Genomic DNA, 17,269 nt, shown 5'->3' on the forward strand with positions numbered 1-17,269 from the left:
ATTTCGGGCTACCGCGAAAAGCCCGTAGCTGCGCTCAGTCACACAGAACTGCCGATAACGGACAATCTCCACACCTCGCCGCGTCCACTACCGTCGCGGCGGCCTCGCGTTGAGGATGCGCGTCTGCTCACGCAGCACCTCGATCGTGTTCGCCACCCAGTCGGCGATCACGGCCTGCTCGGCGGGCGAGTAGCGCTCGGCCAGCTCCGCCATCGCCTTGCCCAGGCCCGCGAAGGCGTCCCCGAACGCGCCGGGGACGGCGGTGATCACCAACCGGCGGCGGTCCTCCGGGTCGGGCGTCCGGGAGGCGAGCCCCGCCCGGACGAGCCGGTCGACCACCCCCGTGACGGCTCCCGGCGTCAGGCCGATCTCCCTGGCCAGCTCTCCCGCGGACACCGACCCCGCCCCGGCGATCACCGCGAGCGCGCGCTGGTCGACCGCCGTGACCCCGAGGCTGGCGCCGACCGCCTCGTGGAACGCCACCACGGCGGTGCTCAGTGCGCGTCCGGCGTCTCGATCTTCCACGACCGCCACTTTACCGCAGCGAACATTTCAGTATGCTGAACTAAATTGTTGAGCCGACTGAAGCATTGGGGGGATCATGAGTGAGTTGACACTGGCGCTCGAGGTGCCGAGGTGGACCTGGCGCTGCTACACCCGCCACCTGGCACCGGTGGTGGCGCTGTCCGCGGTGGCCTCGGTCCAGCGGCTGGTGGTCGTGAACTGGACGGGGGAGGTCGACCCCGCACTCGCGACGGCCTCGGAGTTCGTGGTGCTGGCGGCACGTCTCGCCCTGGTGGTGCTCGTGTGGCGCATCGCGATGGCCGGCCGGACGTTGCGCTGGGGCGCCGCGCGGACCTTCGTGCGGCGGCACTGGCGCAGCCTGCTGTGGCAGGGCGCCTTCCTGAGCGCGGCGTTCGCCGTGTTCGAGGTCCTCGCCGAGCACGTGGTGTCCGGCCTGCTGCCGGAATCGGCGAGGCAGACCTACCTCGCCGTGCTGCTGTTCCTGAAGAACCCGACGGTGGTCGCGCTGACCCTCATCTGGTGGATCGGCGTCATCCGGCAGGTGTTCGAGGCACGTCCGGCACGACCGCGCGAGACCTTCCCCTCAGCCGGGGCGCTCGGGCGTTAGTCGTGCGGGGCGCACGGGTAGCCGGTGGCGTCGAGAACCGAGCTGGAGGAGAGCGATGAGCGACACGACCACCATCGACCGGCTGCGCACGGTGCTGGGCGACGTGACCTACCCCGCCGACAAGGGGCAGCTCGTCGACCACGCCTCCCGCAACAACGCCGACGAGGACACCGTGCACGCGCTGCACTCCGTTCCGGACCGGGTGTACGGATCGTTCGACGAGGTTCTGGACGTGGTCGCCGTCGACCAGAGCCGCGAGGCCTGAGTTCTCGCCGCTCTCGTCGTGCAGGGCGGGCCGACTGCCCATACGGTCGAGGCAGGCGTGAAGAACCACCACGAGATCGGCGCCAGAGCACTCCGGCGCCGATCTCGTCACCTCGAAGCAGATGTCCGGCGCACCGGGCGCGAGCCGGCCGCGTGGCCGTCGCGGCGGTGGAGCACGCCCTGGGCATCCGCGAGTCGGACGGCCGCGGGCCGGACAGGGAGCACCGATGAAGGATCGCAAGGCGGTGCGGATCCCCGCGCCCGCGGGACGGCCGCGGCTGGACGGCGACGTGCCGGTCGTCGCGGTCGTGGGCGGCGGCATCGCCGGGCTGTCGGCGGCCACGCTCCTCGCGGAACGCGGTGCCCGGGTCGTGCTGTACGAGCGCGAGACCTACCTCGGTGGCCGTGTCGGCGGGTGGCAGACGCGGCTCGCGGACGGCAGCGACGTCACGATGACCCGCGGCTTCCACGCGTTCTTCCGGCAGTACTACAACCTGCGGTCCCTGCTCAGGCGGGTCGACCCGGACGGCCGTGCGCTCACCGCGATGCCGGACTACCCGCTGTGGCACGCACGGGGTGCTCGCGACTCGTTCGCCGGCATGCCGACGACGGCCCCCTGGAACGTGCTGGCGTTCCTGCGGCGCAGCCCGACGTTCCGCTGGCGCGACCTCCCGGAGATGAACCCCGAGGCGGCCCTGAAGCTGCTGGACGTGTCGGTTCCCGGCGTCTACGACGAACTCGACGGTCTCAACGCGGCCGAGTACCTGGAACGCGTGCGGTTCCCGGAGGCGGCGCACGCGCTCGCGTTCGAGGTGTTCTCGCGCAGCTTCTTCGCGCACCCGCGCGACATGTCGGCCGCCGAGCTCGCGGTGATGTTCCACATCTACTTCCTCGGCTCGAACGAAGGACTGCTCTTCGACGTCGCCGCGGACCCGTTCCCGCACGGCCTGTGGGACCCGCTGGGGCACCGACTCACCGAACTGGGCGCCGACGTCCGCACCGGCGTGGACGTGCATTCGGTCGAACGCGGTGAGAACAGGCGCTTCGCCGTGACCACGGAGGACGGCGTGCTCGACGCCGACGCCGTGGTGCTCGCCGCCGACGTGAACGGACTGCGCGCGATCGTGCGGTCCTCCCCCGGTCTGGGCGACGCGGACTGGCGGGCGAAGGTGGACGGGCTGCGCACGGCTCCCCCGTTCCTGGTGTCGCGGTACTGGCTGGACCGCCCGGTCGACCGGCCCGGCTTCATCGGCACGAGCGGCTACGACCTGCTCGACAACGTGAGCGTGCTCGACAACTACGAGCACGAGGCACGGGCCTGGGCGGCGCGCACCGGCGGCTCGGTCGTGGAGCTGCACGGCTACGCCATTCCGTCCGATGTGGACGAGGACGAGGCGAAGAAGCGGCTGTGGGTCCAGCTGACCGAGGTCTACCCGGAGACCAGGGGCGCCGGCGTGGTCGACGAGCGGCACGAGTGGCGGTCGGACTGCCCGCTGTTCCCCGCCGGTGGCTACGAGAACAGGCCCCGGGTCGGCACGCCCGACGACTTCCTCGTGCTGGCGGGCGATCTGGTGCGCATCGACCTGCCCGTGGCGTTGATGGAACGCGCGGCCACGACCGGGTTCGCCGCGGCGAACCGGCTCCTCGGCCGGTGGGGCGTGAGCGGAACGGACCTCTGGTCGGTGCCCCTCGAAGGTCGCGTGCCCCTGCTGCGCGCCGCGGCCCGCCGGCGGAGGCCGGCGTGAACCTCGGTGCTCCGGGCGTCGCCGTACGCAGACCCGGCGGTGGGGTGCGCGCTCTCGCGGCGGTGGCGTGGATCTGCGGTGCGCTCGTCGTGCTGGCGCAGATCGTCTACTCCAGGACCGAGCCGGACGAGCGGCTCTTCACGACGGTGGCGTCGGTGATCGCCTTCGCGGTGGCGTCGGTCTGCGACGCGCTGGCCCGCTTCGGCCCGCGCGCGGCGGTGCTGCTGGTGGCGGTCGCCGGAGGCGGTGGCCTGCTGGCAGAGACGATCGGTGTGCACACGGGCTTCCCGTTCGGCGACTACCGCTACACGGGCACGCTCGGCCTGGAGGTCGCCGGGGTTCCGGTGGTGGTCGCCCTGGCGTGGGTGATGATGAGCTGGCCCGCGTTGCTCGTCGGCCGCGCGCTCGCGGGCCGGGCGCGGGTGGGCGCCCCGTCCTGGCTGGTCGTCGGGATCGGCGCGTGGGCGCTGGCGTCGTGGGACGTGTTCCTCGACCCGCAGATGGTCGACGCGGGCCACTGGGAGTGGGCCGATCCCAGCCCGGCACTGCCGGGTGTGGACGGCATCCCCCTCACGAACTACGCCGGCTGGCTGCTCGTCTCCGTGCTGATGATGACGGCGCTGCACCGCGGCGTCGGCCGGCCGCGCGTCACGAGGGAGTTGGACCTGCGGGTGGGACCGGCACCCGTGCTGTACCTGTGGACCTACGGTTCGTCGGTGTGGGCCCACGCGGCCTTCTTCGGCCGTCCGATGGTGTCCCTGGTCGCCGGTCTGCTCATGGGACTGGTGGCGGTGCCCTTCGCCGTGTCGCTGTGGCGGGCTCGTCGGTGAAGCGGTTCCTCGGCGCGGCGGTGCGCGGTGCCGCCGCCGGTTCTGTTGCGGCAGCGGCACACGCGCTGGTGAACGCGCGGCTGATGCGGGTTCCCGCCGCGAATCCGCCGCAGTGCCGCGAGGCGGTGTCGGTCCTGGTGCCCGCGCGCGACGAGGCGCACCGGATCGCGCCCACCATCGAGTCGCTGCTGGCCCAGCGCGGTGTTCCCGGCCTGGAGATCATCGTGCTGGACGACGGCTCGTCCGACGGCACCGCCGGCGAGGTGCTCCGGGCCGCGGGTGGTGACGAACGGCTGCGCGTCGTCACGGGAAGCGCGCCACCGGACGGGATGCCGGGCAAGCCCCACGCCTGCGCCCAGCTCGCCGGCCTGGCACGCGGTCGCGTGCTGGTGTTCGTCGACGCCGATGTCGTGCTCGCGCCCCACGCGATCGCCTCCGCTGTCGCGCTGTTGCGCGAGAACGACCTCGACGTGGTGTCCCCGTTCCCGCGCCAGCTCGCGGACGGCGCCGGAGCGCGACTCGTCCAGCCGTTGCTGCAGTGGTCGTGGCTGGTCTTCCTGCCGTTGCGGCTGGCGGAGCGCTCGCCCCGGCCGTCGCTGTCGGCGGCGAACGGGCAGTTCCTGGTCGTGGACACCGCCGCGTACCACCGCAGCGGAGGCTTCGAGGGCATCGCCACGGCGGTGCTCGACGACATCGCGCTGATGCGGGCGGTCAAGCGCAGCGGTGGCCGCGGTGTGGTCGTCGACGGCAGCACCGTGGCGGTCTGCCGGATGTACGAGGACTGGGCCGAGGTCCGGGACGGGTACGAGAAGTCGCTGTGGTCGGCCACCGGCAGCCCGGCGGGGGCGGTGGCGCTGTCGCTCGTCCTGGCGTGGCTCTACGTCCTGCCGCCGGTCGCCGCTCTCGCGGGATCGCGGGCCGGTGCCGTCGGCTACGCGGCCGGGGTGGTCACGAGGGTCGTGACGGCACGGCACACCGGCGCACGCGTGTGGCCCGACGCCCTGGCCCACCCGGTGTCGGTGGGCGTGCTGCTGTCGCTCGTCGGGCGGTCGTGGCGGGCCCGGCGGGCGGCACGGTTGCGGTGGAAGGGTCGATCGTTGCGGGAGAGCAGCTGAGATGGCACGGGTAGCGGTGATCGGCGCCGGCATGGGGGGCCTGGCGGCGGCCGCGCGCCTCGCGAGGTCCGGGCACGAGGTGACCGTGTTCGAACAGGCCGCGAGCCACGGCGGCAAGCTGGGGACGGTGCGGCGCGACGGGTTCACCTTCGACACCGGGCCGTCGTTGCTGACGCTGCCCCACGTCTACCGCGACCTGTTCGCGGCCACGGGCGCGCCGCTCGACGACGTCGTGGAGATCGTGCCGGTGGAGCCGACCTGCCGGTACCGCTTCCCGGACGGCTCCGAGCTCGACATGCCGCACGCCGAGGAGGACGTCGAGGCCGCGCTGAGCGACGCGTTCGGCGCCGAAGCCGCCCGGCAGTGGCGTGCGGTGCTCACCGACGCCGACCGGTTGTGGGACCTCGTCGGCGAACCTGTGCTGCAGAACCCGCTGGGCGGGGTGCGGGACCTGGTGCGCCGCTCGGCGAGCGTGCGCGACCTGATGGCGATCGCGCCGTGGCGCACGTTGCGCGGCGTGGGGGAACGAAGGCTGACCGACCCGCGGCTGCGCATGCTCCTCGACCGGTACGCCACCTACAGCGGTTCCGACCCGCGCCGCACGCCCGCGCTGATGACGGTGGTCCCGTTCATCGAGCAGCGCTTCGGCGGCTGGTACGTGCGCGGCGGGCTGCGCCGGCTCGGCGACGCCCTGTTCGACCGCTGCGCCGAGCTGGGCGTGCGCTTCCGCTTCCGCGCGGCGGTCACGGCCGTCGAGTCCGGCAGCGGCGGGGTCACCGGGGTGCGCCTGCGGGACGGCGAACGGCACGCCGCCGACGTCGTGGTGTCCGATGTGGACGCCGAACACCTCTACGGCGAGCTGCTCACCGACCGGCGTTCGCACCGTCCACGGCGGACCCTGCGCAAGACCCAGCCGTCGCTGTCCGGGTTCGTGCTCCTGCTCGCGTTGCGGGGCAGGACGCCGGACCCCGCGCACCACCGCGTGCTGTTCCCCGCCGACTACGACGACGAGTTCGACTCCATCTTCGGACGCCACCCGCGGCCGGTGCCGGACCCGGCGGTCTACGTGTGCGCGCCGGACGACCCGGCCCTCGCGCCTCCGGGCGACGAGGCGTGGTTCGTGCTGGTCAACGCGCCACGACAGGGTGACGTCGACTGGACGGCACCGGGACTGGCCGACTCCTACGCCGACCGCGTCCTGGGCGTGATGGCCGACCGGGGGCTGGAGGTGCGGGACAGGGTGCGCTGGAGGGAGATCCGCACACCGGCGGACTGGGCTCGCGACACGGGTTCGGTGGGCGGCTCGATCTACGGCTCGTCGTCCAACGGGCCCCGCGCGGCCCTGCTCAGGCCCGCCAACCGCTCCCCCGTGCCCGGCCTGTTCCTCGTCGGCGGCTCGGCGCACCCCGGCGGCGGGCTGCCGCTCGTGGCGATGTCAGCGGGGATCGTCGCCGGGCTGGTCGGGCCGGCCTGACGCGAACGGCCCCGTCCACGGCCGGTCGGCGAGCTCCCGCCGGATGCCGGCCGCGAGCTGGCCGAACCCGGCGACGGCGCACCCGGCCCACACGAGGGCGGACACGGCGGCCCAGCTCCAGCCGGTGACCGGGGTGCCGCCGGGCGCCAGACCCGTTCCCGCGCAGGCGATCGCGACCACGATCACCCTGGTCGGGCGTTCCGCCACCGTGATCACGCCCGCCGACGCCATGCCGACGGCCTGGGCCTTGGCCCGCGCGTACTCGTGCAGCAGCACCGAAGCACCGATGGCGGCGCACCACCACGCCTCGGCGCCGAGCACCAGCAGCACCAGCACCAGGGACAGGTCCGCCAGCCGGTCCGCGACCGCGTCCACCACGGCACCCAGCGGCCGCACCCGCCCGGTGCGCAGGGCGACCGCACCGTCCAGCCCGTCGAGCAGGCCCGCGGCCACCACCAGCACCAGCGCCAGCAGCGCCCAGCGCCCACCCGCACCGGCGACGGCCACCGCGCCGGCCGCGACCACCACCCCCGCCGCCGACAGCACGTCCGGATGGACGCGGTCCAGCGGCCGGGCGAGCGAGTGCACGAGCCTGAGCCAGCCGACGACGAGCCGGCTGCCGGACACGTCCTCACCGTGGAGCCGGGACCAGCCGGCGACGGGGTTCTCACCGGTCACCACACCACCGTAGGCGCAGGGGTGACCCGGCGCAGGTTCGGGTACTTCCCGATCATGCATGTACTCCGCGCCGTGGCGGCGGCCACCTCGAGCGCGCTGCGCGGGCGGGACCTCCTGCTGTGGGCGGCCGGGCTGACGTTCTTCTCGGCGCTCGGCCTGGTGCCGCTGCTGCTGCTCGCCCTGCGCGGGGTGGCGCTGCTGTTCGGCCAGGACCTCGTGGTCGACGGCGCGCGGGCGCTCGGCGGCGCGCTGCCCGAGGCGCACGACCCCACCGGCGCCCTCGTCGGGCTGGCGGAGGCGGCCACGACCGCGCCCTGGCCGCTGCTCGCCGCGTCGCTCTTCCCCGCCTCCCTCTACGGCGAGGGACTGCGCCGGGCGCTCGTGCAGGCCGCCGGCGAGCACGTGACCAAGTGGACCGGGTGGGCGGGGCGGATCGCGTTCCTGCCGGTGCTCCTCCTCGCGCCCCTGCTGGTGGCGCTCCCCCTGGCGTTCGCGTCGGTGGTCGGTCCGCTCTACGAGGCCGGCGGCTGGTCCACCGTGCTGGGTGTCGTGCTGTCGTTCCACCTCGACATGGTCCCGATCTGCGCGACCGTGGCCCTGGTGTTCGCGTTCGTCGGGCCGGTCGCGCTGCCGGTCAGGACGGTCCTGGCGGCGGGTGTCGGTCTCGGCGCGGTGCTCACCGGCTTCCTGCACGGTTTCGCGGTGTTCCTCGCGATCCCCGTCGACTGGGCGATCCCGTACGGCGGCCTGGCGGTCCCCGGCGGGGTCGCGGCGCTCGGGCTGTGGCTGTTCCTGCTCCACGGGCTGCTGGTGTTCGGGTACCGGATCACGCTCAGCACCCACGACGTCCTCACGGCTTCCGGAGCCGGGGAGAACAACGGGCCTGCTCTGTAACGCATCCCGCGGGCACATCGCCCTCGTTCAGCGACGACCGGACGAGGGCGGGACGTGACCGGACCAGATCCGCGGGACGAGCAGGCGCAGATCCACAACCGCGCGCGGGCGGGCGGGCCCGGAACCGTCTTCCAGGCCGGGCACGTCCACGGCAACGCGCACGGGGGGAACTCGCGCACGACGACGACCAGCCTGCCCGCCTTCGGCGTGGTCGTCGGGGTGGTGCTGACGCTCGTCGCCGGGTTCGCGGTCTGGAAGCTCACCGGCAGCGGCGAGACCACCACGCCGCCGGTGACCACGACCCGGGACGCCGCGGCGAGCCCGCCGGGCCCGCAGCCCGCCGGCGGGCTGCGGCTGGCGCGCAAGGCCGGTGCAGACGCCGACGGGCCGGTGGCCCAGCGCACCGACGGCAACACCCGCGCGACCGACCTGTACCTGACCGAGTTCAACCTGCTGCAGGCCAGCGGGAACGGGCTCTTCGAGGACCGCGGCCCGGAGAAGGACGCTCAGGCCCAGCGCACCGAAACCGTTGCCACCGCGGAGGAAACACCTGTCCTTTCCCGCGGTGGCCGGGCTGCAGCACTGCTTCGTCACCTCAGAAGGACGACTCGCGTGGTCGCGGGTGCAGAGCGTGGACCTCGCGACCCTCGACTCGTCGGCCCATCTGGCGGTCATGGTCCGCGTGTGGTGACCACGACGGCTGTCCGACGATCAGCCGATCCGCGTGAAGACCACCCCGAGCGAGTCGACCTCACTGCCGGCCCGGCCGTGGAAACCGGCGATCTGCCAGCCGTCCGGAGCGGTGTAGGTGGTCGAGGCCGACGTCGTGCCACCGCCCGCCAGGGTGCGGCCGGCGCTCGTGGTGAAGGCGGCGCGGAAGATCCTCGTACGCCCGTCGCGCTGTCCGGAGTGGAGGGTGACCGACTTGAGGTGCTCCCCTTCGGCCAGCGCCAGCTCCTGGACCGTTCCACCGCTGCCGCCGTGGCTGAACGCCGTGCCGTCGGCGAACGTGAGACCCACCTGGTCGACGCGCGAGCCGGAGCGGAGACCGACCTTGGTGACGCGCTGTCCCAGCGGAACCGAGGGCACGTCGGTGAAAGCCGTTCCGTGCGGGCCGCCGGAGGTGTCGCTGAGCGAGAGCGCGGGGTTGAGCGTCCACCGGAAACCGGCCGCGATCGGGTAGTGGTCGGACAGCATCTTGTCGTCGGCGGTGCGGAAGGCCGCGTTCTCGTTGGCGTACCGGATGAGTTCGAGGGTGATGTACCTGTTGCCGCGGAACAGGATCTTGTCGACCACCTCGCACGCGTCGGTGACGTTCCGGTCGTCGCACACCAGCGCGGGGTCGCCCGCCGCGGGCGGCGTGCCACCGCGTTCCTCCTGCACCCAGGCGTCGGTGAGGCCGTTGGCGGACACGAGTTCGCGGATGTTGTCACCTGCGCGGGTGTAGCGGGTGTTCGTGTCCCCCGCGATGACGACGGCGTTGCCCGCTGAGTGGGCGGTGACGAACCGGGAGAGCTCGCTGATGTTGTCCCGGCGGGCGGCGAGGTCGGCCTCGGTGCTGCCGGCGTTCGAGTGCACGTTGTAGAAGTCGACGAACACGCCCTCCGCCAGGCGGATCCGTGACCACGTGAACCCCTTGGGAGTCAGGCAGTCCGTGCCGTTGCACCGGTTCCACCGGTCGCGGGTGAAGTCCGAGTACGCGTGGTCGGACAGGGTGTTGAGACCGTCGCCGAACGGAACCCCGCCGCTCGTGGGCGTGCGGTACGGGTGGTTGTTGTTGGCGTAGAGAGACGCGTGGTAGTTGAAGTCCTCCTGCACCTGCACGACGTCGTAGGGCCGGATCCGCTGGCCGATGATCGGCGTGTTCACCCTCGGGTTGCCGCTGGACAGCCCCTCCGGCAACCCGGCTATGTTGTAGCTCAGCACCGAGAACGTGCCGCTCGCCGGCGGTGCCGCCACCGCCGGCGGCACCGTGCTCGCGATCAACAGGCCCACCGCGGCTACCGCCCACCTGGCCACTCGCATCGCAGAACTCCTGACTCGGTCGGAGGAGGACGTGGCGAGGCTAGGGCAACACGAGAAAGTTTCGGATCTCGTGGAGATGACAACACCGCGTCCACACCGTCACGACACCGGGAACACGCTTCGGCGCGCACGCGAAAAGGTGGGGCCCCGCCGGACCACGAGCCCGGCAAGGCCCCACCCAGGGGTGGATCAGGCGACGGTCAGGAGCACCTGCGCCCGTCGTTCACGCACTTCACGATCTTCGCCATCGTCTGGTCGGAGTTGACGTTCGCGAAGTCGTTGTGGTCGGAGAACGGGTTGTGCTCCTCCTCCGGGAACGCGTCGAGCTGGTACTGCCCCTTCTGCTGGATGTCGCGCGAGATGTTGTAGGAGATGCTGATCCGCAACTGCGGGATGGCCTTGAAGCCCTGCGGGCAGGCACCGGTCTGCTTGTCGGCGAACCGGACGTGGTCGCGGTGGTTGGCGCTGTCCGCGTTCTGACCGTCCCAGCAGCCGGCGAAGTCGTGCACGCGCATGACCTTGCTGCCGTTCGGGCAGATCACGTACTTGTCGGACAGCCGGTCCTCGAACCCGCTGCAGGTCCACGTGGCGCGGGCGTTGGCGGGGCCGCGGCTCGTCGGCTTGGCGTCACCGGTGACCATCTTGAGGAACTTCGGCATGGCCGTGACCTTGCTGGTCGCGTTGCCGCGGTACTCGATCTTCACCTCGGCCGGCCGGACGATCTTGCCGTTGTTGCCGACGAGCTCCAGGTTCTTGCCGGTGGGCGCGGCCAGGGGCGGCGGGGCGACCGTCGTGGTGGTGGCACCACCGTTGTTGTTGCCACCGTTGTTGTTGCCACCGTTGTTGTTGCCGCCGTTGTTCCCGTTGTTCCCGCCGTTGTTGTTCTCGCCGCCCTCTTCACCCTCGTTGAGGCCGCACTTGGCGAGCTTGTCCAGGCCCTGCGGCTTCTCGGCGTTGCGGCCGATCGCGATGGCGATCCGGTCGATCGTGGCGACGCGCTTGTCCTTCAGCGGCCCGAGGATCGCGTTGTCGATGAAGTTCGGTCCGCCCTGGCCCTTGGTGGTCACCAGGCGCTGGTTGGCCTCGGCGATCTGCTTGTCCAGCTGGTCCAGGTTGCCGTCCACCTCGTCGAGGGCTTGGTCCGGCACACCGGGAAGTGCTTCGCGCACCGACGGGCACTTGATCGTCGGGGTCGCGGTGTCCTGCTCGGCACCGTTCTGCCCGGCGGCGTTCTGCTCGTTGCCGTTCTTCTGGTCGGCGTTCTTCTCGGCGGTCTGCTCGGGCTGCTGCTGGAGAACGCCCTCACCGGCGAACTTGCGCGGCTTCGAGTGGTTTCCGTGGCCGCCGCCGTGGTTGCCGTGGCCCCAACGCAGGTCGCAGTCGGCGAGCGGGGTCAGGTTCGGCTTGCGCCCGGCCCGGCTCATCGCGGTCGCGATGCGGTCGAGCGTGGCGGCCCGCTTGGCGCGCAACGGACCCAGGACGGTGTTGTTGACGAAGTTCGGGTCTGCGGGGTTCTGCGCCTTCGACACCCGGTCGTTGGCTTCCCTGAGCTGCTGGGCGAGCTGCTGGAGGTTCTTGACGACCTCGTCCCGCACCCGTTGCGGCACAGCGGGAAGCCGGTTCGCGACACCGGGGCACGCGACCTCGCCCGGCCCGTTGTCCTTGATCTTGTCCGGGTTGGAGCCGACCGACTGCGGGTTGGCCTTGGGGTTGATGCGCACGACCGGCCAGAAGTAGGACGAGCGGTCGCCGTTGCGGCAGGTCGTCTCCGAGTCGACCAGGCTCTCGTCCGTGGACTCGGCGCTGATCGACAGGTTGCCCACGAAGTCGTGGACGTGCTGGGCGCCGTGCTTCAGGCCCGGCTGGGCGACCGGGTTGTCGGCGCTGAACTTGCCGTTCTCGTTGGTGCCGCAGTCGGCCCTGAAGACGCCGGAGGCGCCGTTCTTGCCGACCTTCGGCTCCACGACGTTCTTGCTCACCTGCTCAATGGGCACGAACGCACTCACCGGCGCGGGCTCACCGTTCTTGGCGGCGAGCGCCACGGTGGCGGTGCCCGCAGCGACAACGGCCACCGCCGACAACGAAGCGATCAGGCGGAACTTCCGCCTGTCGGTCACGCGGTGCGTCATTCGTCCTCCTCGTTCATGCGGCGCATGACCGGGGATACGTACGGGATGGCACATCGGCTCAAACTGGATGTTCCATTCGGCACGGATCGACCGTGACGGCCTTCGTTCGTCGTCGTCGCGGCACCCTCATTCGATGTTGCGCTGAGCCGTTCGTGTCCGCCTGTCACGCATCGCCCGGCCCCGACGATCACCACCAGTAGGCGACGGGGTGGAGGACCGTGATGGTGGCAGGCGTTCTGATCGGGCACGGGTCGTACGACGGACCGGAGACGGTGGTGGTGCCGGACGGGCTGACCGTGCACTTCTTCGCCGACGAGGGGACGTCGATGACGATCGTCAACCTCCTGGCGTTGCTGCAGGCCGACAACCCCAGGATCCCGATGTACTTCTCGATGTCCGGCAAGCCGGTGCCCAACTACCGGTACACGCCGTTCAAGGAGCACGAACGGCGGGCGATCACCGCCCTCAACCGGTACCCGGGACCGGTGATCGTCGTCGGGTCCGCGGAGACGCCGGACACCCTGAGGCTGTGCGCGGACCCCGGAGGCTGTCCGCCGCAGGGCCCGCACACGTGCGCCGGCGTGTTCGGACACGCCGCGAGGGCGGGCTGGAGCTACCTGCTGGTGTTCTCGTGCCGCGTCGACGTGCAGCGCGAGCTCCCGCCGACCCTGGACCTGATGAAGCCGCACGGCGTGCGGGACCGGTCGGTGCACCAAGCGCTCGTCGACTGGGTGCAGAGGTTCGTCGGCCTGGACAAGGCCGAGCAGGACGACCTGTGGAACGGCCTGCACCCGGACGAGAAGCTCCGGCTGGTCGCCTCGGACGACGAGGTGCGCGAGTGGGACGACTGCCGGGCGCTGCGAGCGGCGATGACCGCGGCGGCGGATCCCGCCGCGGTCGCGGCCAACGCGCCGGACGCCGTCAAGATCCGCCTGATCCGCGACTACCCGCAGTACCGCGCGGCGGCACGGGCCGGGCTGAACAGTGATCCGGCCGACGCGCCGGCCATCGCGGCGTTCCTGCAGCTGCCGTTCGGCGACAGGGTCGGCTGGTGGCTCGACCTCACGGTGCACGAGCAGGCGCGGTGGATGGCTGACGACGACGTCACGCACTGGGCGGCCGGGTTCAACGCGTGCGAGCTGTTCAGCTACGGCCTGCGGGGCGAGAACCTCCTCGGGCTGTTGTGCGGGCTGGAACCACCGGCCGTGGAGGTGGCCAAGATGGAGCCGGATCTGACCCAGTACCTCGCCGCCAACTCGATGCACGTGTGACGAAGCTCGGCTCCTGCCGGCGGCGCGTCGAGGTCCGCGGTTCCCGCGCACCTCGACGCGCCGCCGGAGTGCCGATCACCTCGTGCGAGCGGCAGGATTCCGGGCGGCTCGACGCGGGCTCCCTCAGATCCGGCCGGCGCCGGCGCCGGCCGTGACGGAGGCCTTGACCGTGCCGGAGGCGTCCGCCGTGTAGCGGTACGGGATGGCGGCAACGGTGCCGTCGGCCTCGCACGGCCCGGAGCCGGTGAGCGAGTTGTCGCGCGCGACCAGGCGGCCGGGGCCGGAGTCCGCGTAGCCGCTCTTGGACCAGCACGCCTGCCGCACGTTCTCGAACACGTTGCCCTCGACTAGGAGGCCCGCGTCCATCACCGACGCGATGGCGTAGGAGTCGGCGTTGTTGTTGATGTTCGAGTAGTAGTTGTTGAAGACGTGGACGGTCTCGCCGAAACGCACCCGCGGGCTGCGTTCGAAGGTCCGGTCGAACCAGTTGTGGTGGTAGGTCACGCGCAGGTGGCCGCGGTCCTCGCCGCCGTTGCCGTCGGAGTGGCCGACCAGCGAGGTTTTCCAGTGGTTGCGGACGACGTTCCACGACACGGTGATGTAGTCGGCGCCGTGCGTGATGTCGAGCATGCCGTCGTAGTGATCGGGGTCGTTCTCGATCGTGCTCGACATCGTGTTGTGGTCGATCCAGACGTGCGAGGCGTTCTCGATCTGGATCGCGTCGTTGCCGCGCACGCCGCGGATGTTCATGTTCTGGATGATCACGTTGGCGGGCTTGGCGTCCTCGATGTTCAGGGTGGTCCCGGAGATGCCCGAGCCGGCGCCGACGCCGCGGATGGTCTTGTGCGGAGCGATCTCCACGGTGCCGGAGCCGCTCAGCGCCCCGTTCACGAGGATCGTCTTCGCGCCCGAGGACTGCGCCTGGGCCTTGAAATCGGCGAACGTGCTCACGGTGACCGTGGTGCCTCCCGCACCGCCGGTGGTGCCGCCCGCCTGCGAAGCCCAGCCGACGGGACCTCCCGGCGGCGGAGGCGTGGTGCCACCGGCCTCGAAGTCGAGGTGGTCGATGTTCGCGAGACCGCCCGAGGTGGTTGGGTTCAGCCGGATCGTGTTGGTGCCCGCGGCGACCTGGACGCTCAGCGTCTTGGTGACCCAGGTCGACCACGCGCCGGTGCCCTCAACGACGCGGTCTGCGCGGTGGTCCCGTTCACGACGACGTCAGCGGGTCGCGCGGTGGTGGTGCCGTTGGCGAACCGGATGCCCAGCGTCGCCGTGCCCGCCGCCGCGGCGGTCACCTGGAACTGGGCGTGGCCGCTCGTGGAGTTGGCGCCGTTGCAGAACCCGCTGCCGGTGAAGCCGGCCCAGTTCGACTCGATCGCCCCCGAGCAGACCGCGGGCGAGGTCTCCGCCTCGTACCGGACCGGTGCGGCCGCCGCGGTCGAGGACGACACCGCGGCCAGTGCGCCCGGGAAAAGGACGGCGCAGACGACCAGAGATTTTACGCGCATGGGAATTCTCCGTGGATCTACTCGTCGGAAGACAGGGTTTGACGTGATCCGTGAGCGCTCACCCGCACGCTAACGGCAGCCGCGGGAAAAACGCAATGCACCACACCGGGATGCCGGAGGAGTTCATGGTGGTGAACCGAGGAATAGCGCGCTGCGTTCACGAGTGTGACCAGCGGATATTCTCCGACTCACGACGTTGATCGATTCGACGACCGGTGACCTGGCCATTCGATTCGTTCGACTTCGGCAATCGACTCCACTCGCGGAATTCCGCCGTTGACCCGGCGCCGAGAACGCTCTTAGCATCCGACGGAACCCGCCGCGCATCCGACCGGGCAAACCTTTCTCAACGTTGAGTGGAGTCTCCATGGGCATTTCGCAGCAGCCCGCGCACCCGGCGCGACAACGACGCGTCCGCGCCGGACTGGTGTCGGGCGGTGCCGTCGTCGCGCTGGTCACCGCGCTCGCGGCGTGGCCCGGCGCGGCGGCGACCGCGAACGCGGCGGGCACCTACGTCCTGAAGAACGCCGGCAGTGGCCTGTGCCTCGACGCGGGGGCGAGCCCGGCGAGCGGGACGCAGCTGCGGCAGCAGGCGTGCGCCGGTCAGGAGTGGGTCCTGACCGACGTGAGCGGTGGCGTCCGGATCACCGCGGGCGGCCTGTGCGTCGGCGTGCGCGACGCGTCGACCAGCGCGGGCAAGCCGGTCCAGCTCGAGACGTGCAGCGGTGCGACGAGCCAGGTCTGGGCGCTGACGCCGAGCGGCACCGGCCACCGCCTCGTCAACGCCAACGGCGGCAAGTGCCTGAACGTCAAGGACAACTCGACAGCAGCGGGTGCGTTGGTGCAGACCAACTCCTGCGACGGCGCCGCCACCAAGCAGTGGACGCTCACCTCGGCGGGTGGACCGACCAGCACCACCAGCACGACCACTACTACGACGACCACCACCACGACCACCACGACTAGCACGCCCCCGGCCGACGCCCTGTACGTGTCGCCGACGGGTCGTGACAGCGCCTCGGGCACGATCTCCGACCCGACCACGCTGACGGCGGCACTCCCCCGCGTCGCCGCGGGCGGCACGATCTTCCTGCGCGGCGGGACGTACAGCTTCTCCCAGACGGTGACGATCCCGCCCACCAACAGCGGAACGGCGGGCGCCCGCAAGAAGCTGGCGGCCTACCAGGGCGAGACGCCGGTGCTGAACTTCTCGGCGCAGGCCGAGGACCCGGCCAACCGAGGCCTGGCCGTGAACGGCTCGTACTGGCACGTGCTCGGCGTCGTCGTCGAACGCGCCGGGGACAACGGCATCTTCGTCGGCGGCAGCCACAACATCTTCGAGCGCACGATCACCCGGTTCAACCGCGACACCGGTCTGCAGCTGTCCCGCATGCTCTCCACGACTCCCCAGGACCAGTGGCCGTCCCACAACCTCGTCCTGAGCGCGGAGTCGCACGACAACGCCGACTCCGACGGCGAGGACGCAGACGGGTTCGCCGCCAAGCTGACCTCCGGGCCCGGCAACGTGTTCCGTTACGCCGTGGCGCACAACAACATCGACGACGGCTGGGACCTCTACACCAAGTCGGACACCGGCCCGATCGGCGCCGTCACCATCGAGGACTCGCTGGCGTACGAGAACGGCACCCTGAGCAACGGCGGCCAGGCCGGCAACGGCGACCGCAACGGCTTCAAGCTCGGCGGCGAGGACATCGGCGTCAACCACACGGTCAGGCGCACGATCGCCTACGACAACGGCAAGCACGGCTTCACCTACAACCGCAACCCCGGCTCCATGACGGTGTCGAGCAACCTCAGCATCGACAACGGCGAGCGCAACTACACCTTCGACGCGGGCAGCTCCGTGTTCCGCTCCAACACCTCCTGCCGCAGCGGCAGCGGGAGCAACGACAAGGTCGTCGGCAACGCCGACTCCACCAACCAGTTCTGGAGCGGCACCAACGGCTCGCGGTGCTCCGGCTACTCCGGAGCCCTCGGCTGGTCGTTCGCCTCCGACGGCAGGCTTGTCGTCACCCTCGGCGGCAAGCCCGTCGTCCTCTGATCCCCGCCGCCACCCGTCCGGGCCGGGTCGACGCGTCAGCCGCGCCGACCCGGCCCTGCCCGCGTTCTCCCGGGCAGAGGCGGAACCGGGTCTCCTCGTCGATCGCGGCGGAGAACCGCGTGGCGTGGGGCAATGGCTGTCG

At 71.3% G+C, this 17,269-nt stretch carries 15 protein-coding genes; 9 read left to right on the forward strand and 6 right to left on the reverse strand.

The window, feature by feature from the left end:
• Window positions 1–87: 87 nt before the first annotated feature.
• Entirely contained in the window at window positions 88–525 is a 438-nt protein-coding gene (locus L6E10_RS11210; protein ID WP_236219432.1) for a MarR family winged helix-turn-helix transcriptional regulator, read from the reverse strand.
• Window positions 526–601: 76 nt separating this feature from the next.
• On the opposite strand from L6E10_RS11210, the gene L6E10_RS11215 reads away from it, so the two are divergent.
• The 6 genes from L6E10_RS11215 to L6E10_RS11240 all read left to right on the forward strand — a co-directional run bounded on the left by L6E10_RS11215 (window position 602) and on the right by L6E10_RS11240 (window position 6,560).
• Window positions 602–1,132 (forward strand): hypothetical protein, encoded by a 531-nt coding sequence (locus L6E10_RS11215; protein WP_236219433.1) that lies wholly within the window; start codon window positions 602–604, stop codon window positions 1,130–1,132.
• 55 nt (window positions 1,133–1,187) lie between these two features.
• Window positions 1,188–1,397 carry a DUF2795 domain-containing protein gene (locus L6E10_RS11220; protein WP_236219434.1) on the forward strand — a complete coding sequence of 70 codons (210 nt, stop codon included), beginning with the start codon at window positions 1,188–1,190 and terminating at the stop codon, window positions 1,395–1,397.
• Between the two features lie 226 nt (window positions 1,398–1,623).
• Window positions 1,624–3,141 carry an NAD(P)/FAD-dependent oxidoreductase gene (locus L6E10_RS11225; RefSeq protein ID WP_236219435.1) on the forward strand — a complete coding sequence of 506 codons (1,518 nt, stop codon included), beginning with the start codon at window positions 1,624–1,626 and terminating at the stop codon, window positions 3,139–3,141.
• Window positions 3,138–3,971, forward strand: a complete 834-nt coding sequence (locus tag L6E10_RS11230) for a carotenoid biosynthesis protein (RefSeq protein WP_236219436.1) — start codon at window positions 3,138–3,140, stop codon at window positions 3,969–3,971. The genes L6E10_RS11225 and L6E10_RS11230 overlap by 4 nt, the downstream gene beginning before the upstream one ends.
• Complete coding sequence (locus L6E10_RS11235) at window positions 3,953–5,086, forward strand: glycosyltransferase family 2 protein (protein ID WP_236219437.1); 1,134 nt, start codon at window positions 3,953–3,955, stop codon at window positions 5,084–5,086. The genes L6E10_RS11230 and L6E10_RS11235 overlap by 19 nt, the downstream gene beginning before the upstream one ends.
• A gap of 1 nt (window position 5,087) precedes the next feature.
• Window positions 5,088–6,560 carry an NAD(P)/FAD-dependent oxidoreductase gene (locus L6E10_RS11240; RefSeq protein ID WP_236219438.1) on the forward strand — a complete coding sequence of 491 codons (1,473 nt, stop codon included), beginning with the start codon at window positions 5,088–5,090 and terminating at the stop codon, window positions 6,558–6,560.
• Here L6E10_RS11240 and L6E10_RS11245 read toward each other — a convergent pair.
• Window positions 6,522–7,238, reverse strand: a complete 717-nt coding sequence (locus L6E10_RS11245) for a CDP-alcohol phosphatidyltransferase family protein (protein WP_236219439.1) — start codon at window positions 7,236–7,238, stop codon at window positions 6,522–6,524. The genes L6E10_RS11240 and L6E10_RS11245 overlap by 39 nt on opposite strands.
• Before the next feature lie 21 nt (window positions 7,239–7,259).
• On the opposite strand from L6E10_RS11245, the gene L6E10_RS11250 reads away from it, so the two are divergent.
• Window positions 7,260–8,132, forward strand: coding sequence for a YhjD/YihY/BrkB family envelope integrity protein (locus tag L6E10_RS11250; protein ID WP_236219440.1), 873 nt, complete (start codon window positions 7,260–7,262; stop codon window positions 8,130–8,132).
• Window positions 8,133–8,843: 711 nt separating this feature from the next.
• Here L6E10_RS11250 and L6E10_RS11255 read toward each other — a convergent pair.
• On the reverse strand, window positions 8,844–10,157 hold the full coding sequence (locus L6E10_RS11255) for a jacalin-like lectin (protein WP_236219441.1): 1,314 nt from the start codon (window positions 10,155–10,157) through the stop codon (window positions 8,844–8,846).
• Window positions 10,158–10,357: 200 nt separating this feature from the next.
• Complete coding sequence (locus L6E10_RS11260; protein WP_236219442.1) at window positions 10,358–12,286, reverse strand: DUF1996 domain-containing protein; 1,929 nt, start codon at window positions 12,284–12,286, stop codon at window positions 10,358–10,360.
• A 221-nt stretch (window positions 12,287–12,507) separates the two neighbouring features.
• Between L6E10_RS11260 and L6E10_RS11265 the strand changes: the two genes are divergently transcribed.
• The gene (locus L6E10_RS11265; RefSeq protein ID WP_236219443.1) at window positions 12,508–13,557 is read left to right on the forward strand and encodes a putative adhesin; all 1,050 of its coding nucleotides are present in this window, start codon (window positions 12,508–12,510) and stop codon (window positions 13,555–13,557) included.
• A 123-nt stretch (window positions 13,558–13,680) separates the two neighbouring features.
• Here L6E10_RS11265 and L6E10_RS11270 read toward each other — a convergent pair whose 3' ends face one another.
• Both L6E10_RS11270 and L6E10_RS11275 read right to left on the reverse strand, forming a co-directional pair.
• Window positions 13,681–14,508 (reverse strand): polysaccharide lyase family 1 protein, encoded by an 828-nt coding sequence (locus tag L6E10_RS11270; protein ID WP_236219444.1) that lies wholly within the window; start codon window positions 14,506–14,508, stop codon window positions 13,681–13,683.
• Window positions 14,509–14,693: 185 nt separating this feature from the next.
• Window positions 14,694–15,065, reverse strand: coding sequence for a hypothetical protein (locus tag L6E10_RS11275; RefSeq protein WP_236219445.1), 372 nt, complete (start codon window positions 15,063–15,065; stop codon window positions 14,694–14,696).
• 367 nt (window positions 15,066–15,432) lie between these two features.
• Between L6E10_RS11275 and L6E10_RS11280 the strand changes: the two genes are divergently transcribed.
• Window positions 15,433–17,127: an RICIN domain-containing protein gene (locus L6E10_RS11280; protein WP_236219446.1), complete on the forward strand. Its 1,695-nt coding sequence runs from the start codon at window positions 15,433–15,435 to the stop codon at window positions 17,125–17,127.
• Window positions 17,128–17,269: the final 142 nt, after the last annotated feature.

This window comes from Lentzea sp. CC55 (genome assembly GCF_021056325.1).
Taxonomy (GTDB): domain Bacteria; phylum Actinomycetota; class Actinomycetes; order Mycobacteriales; family Pseudonocardiaceae; genus Lentzea; species Lentzea jiangxiensis.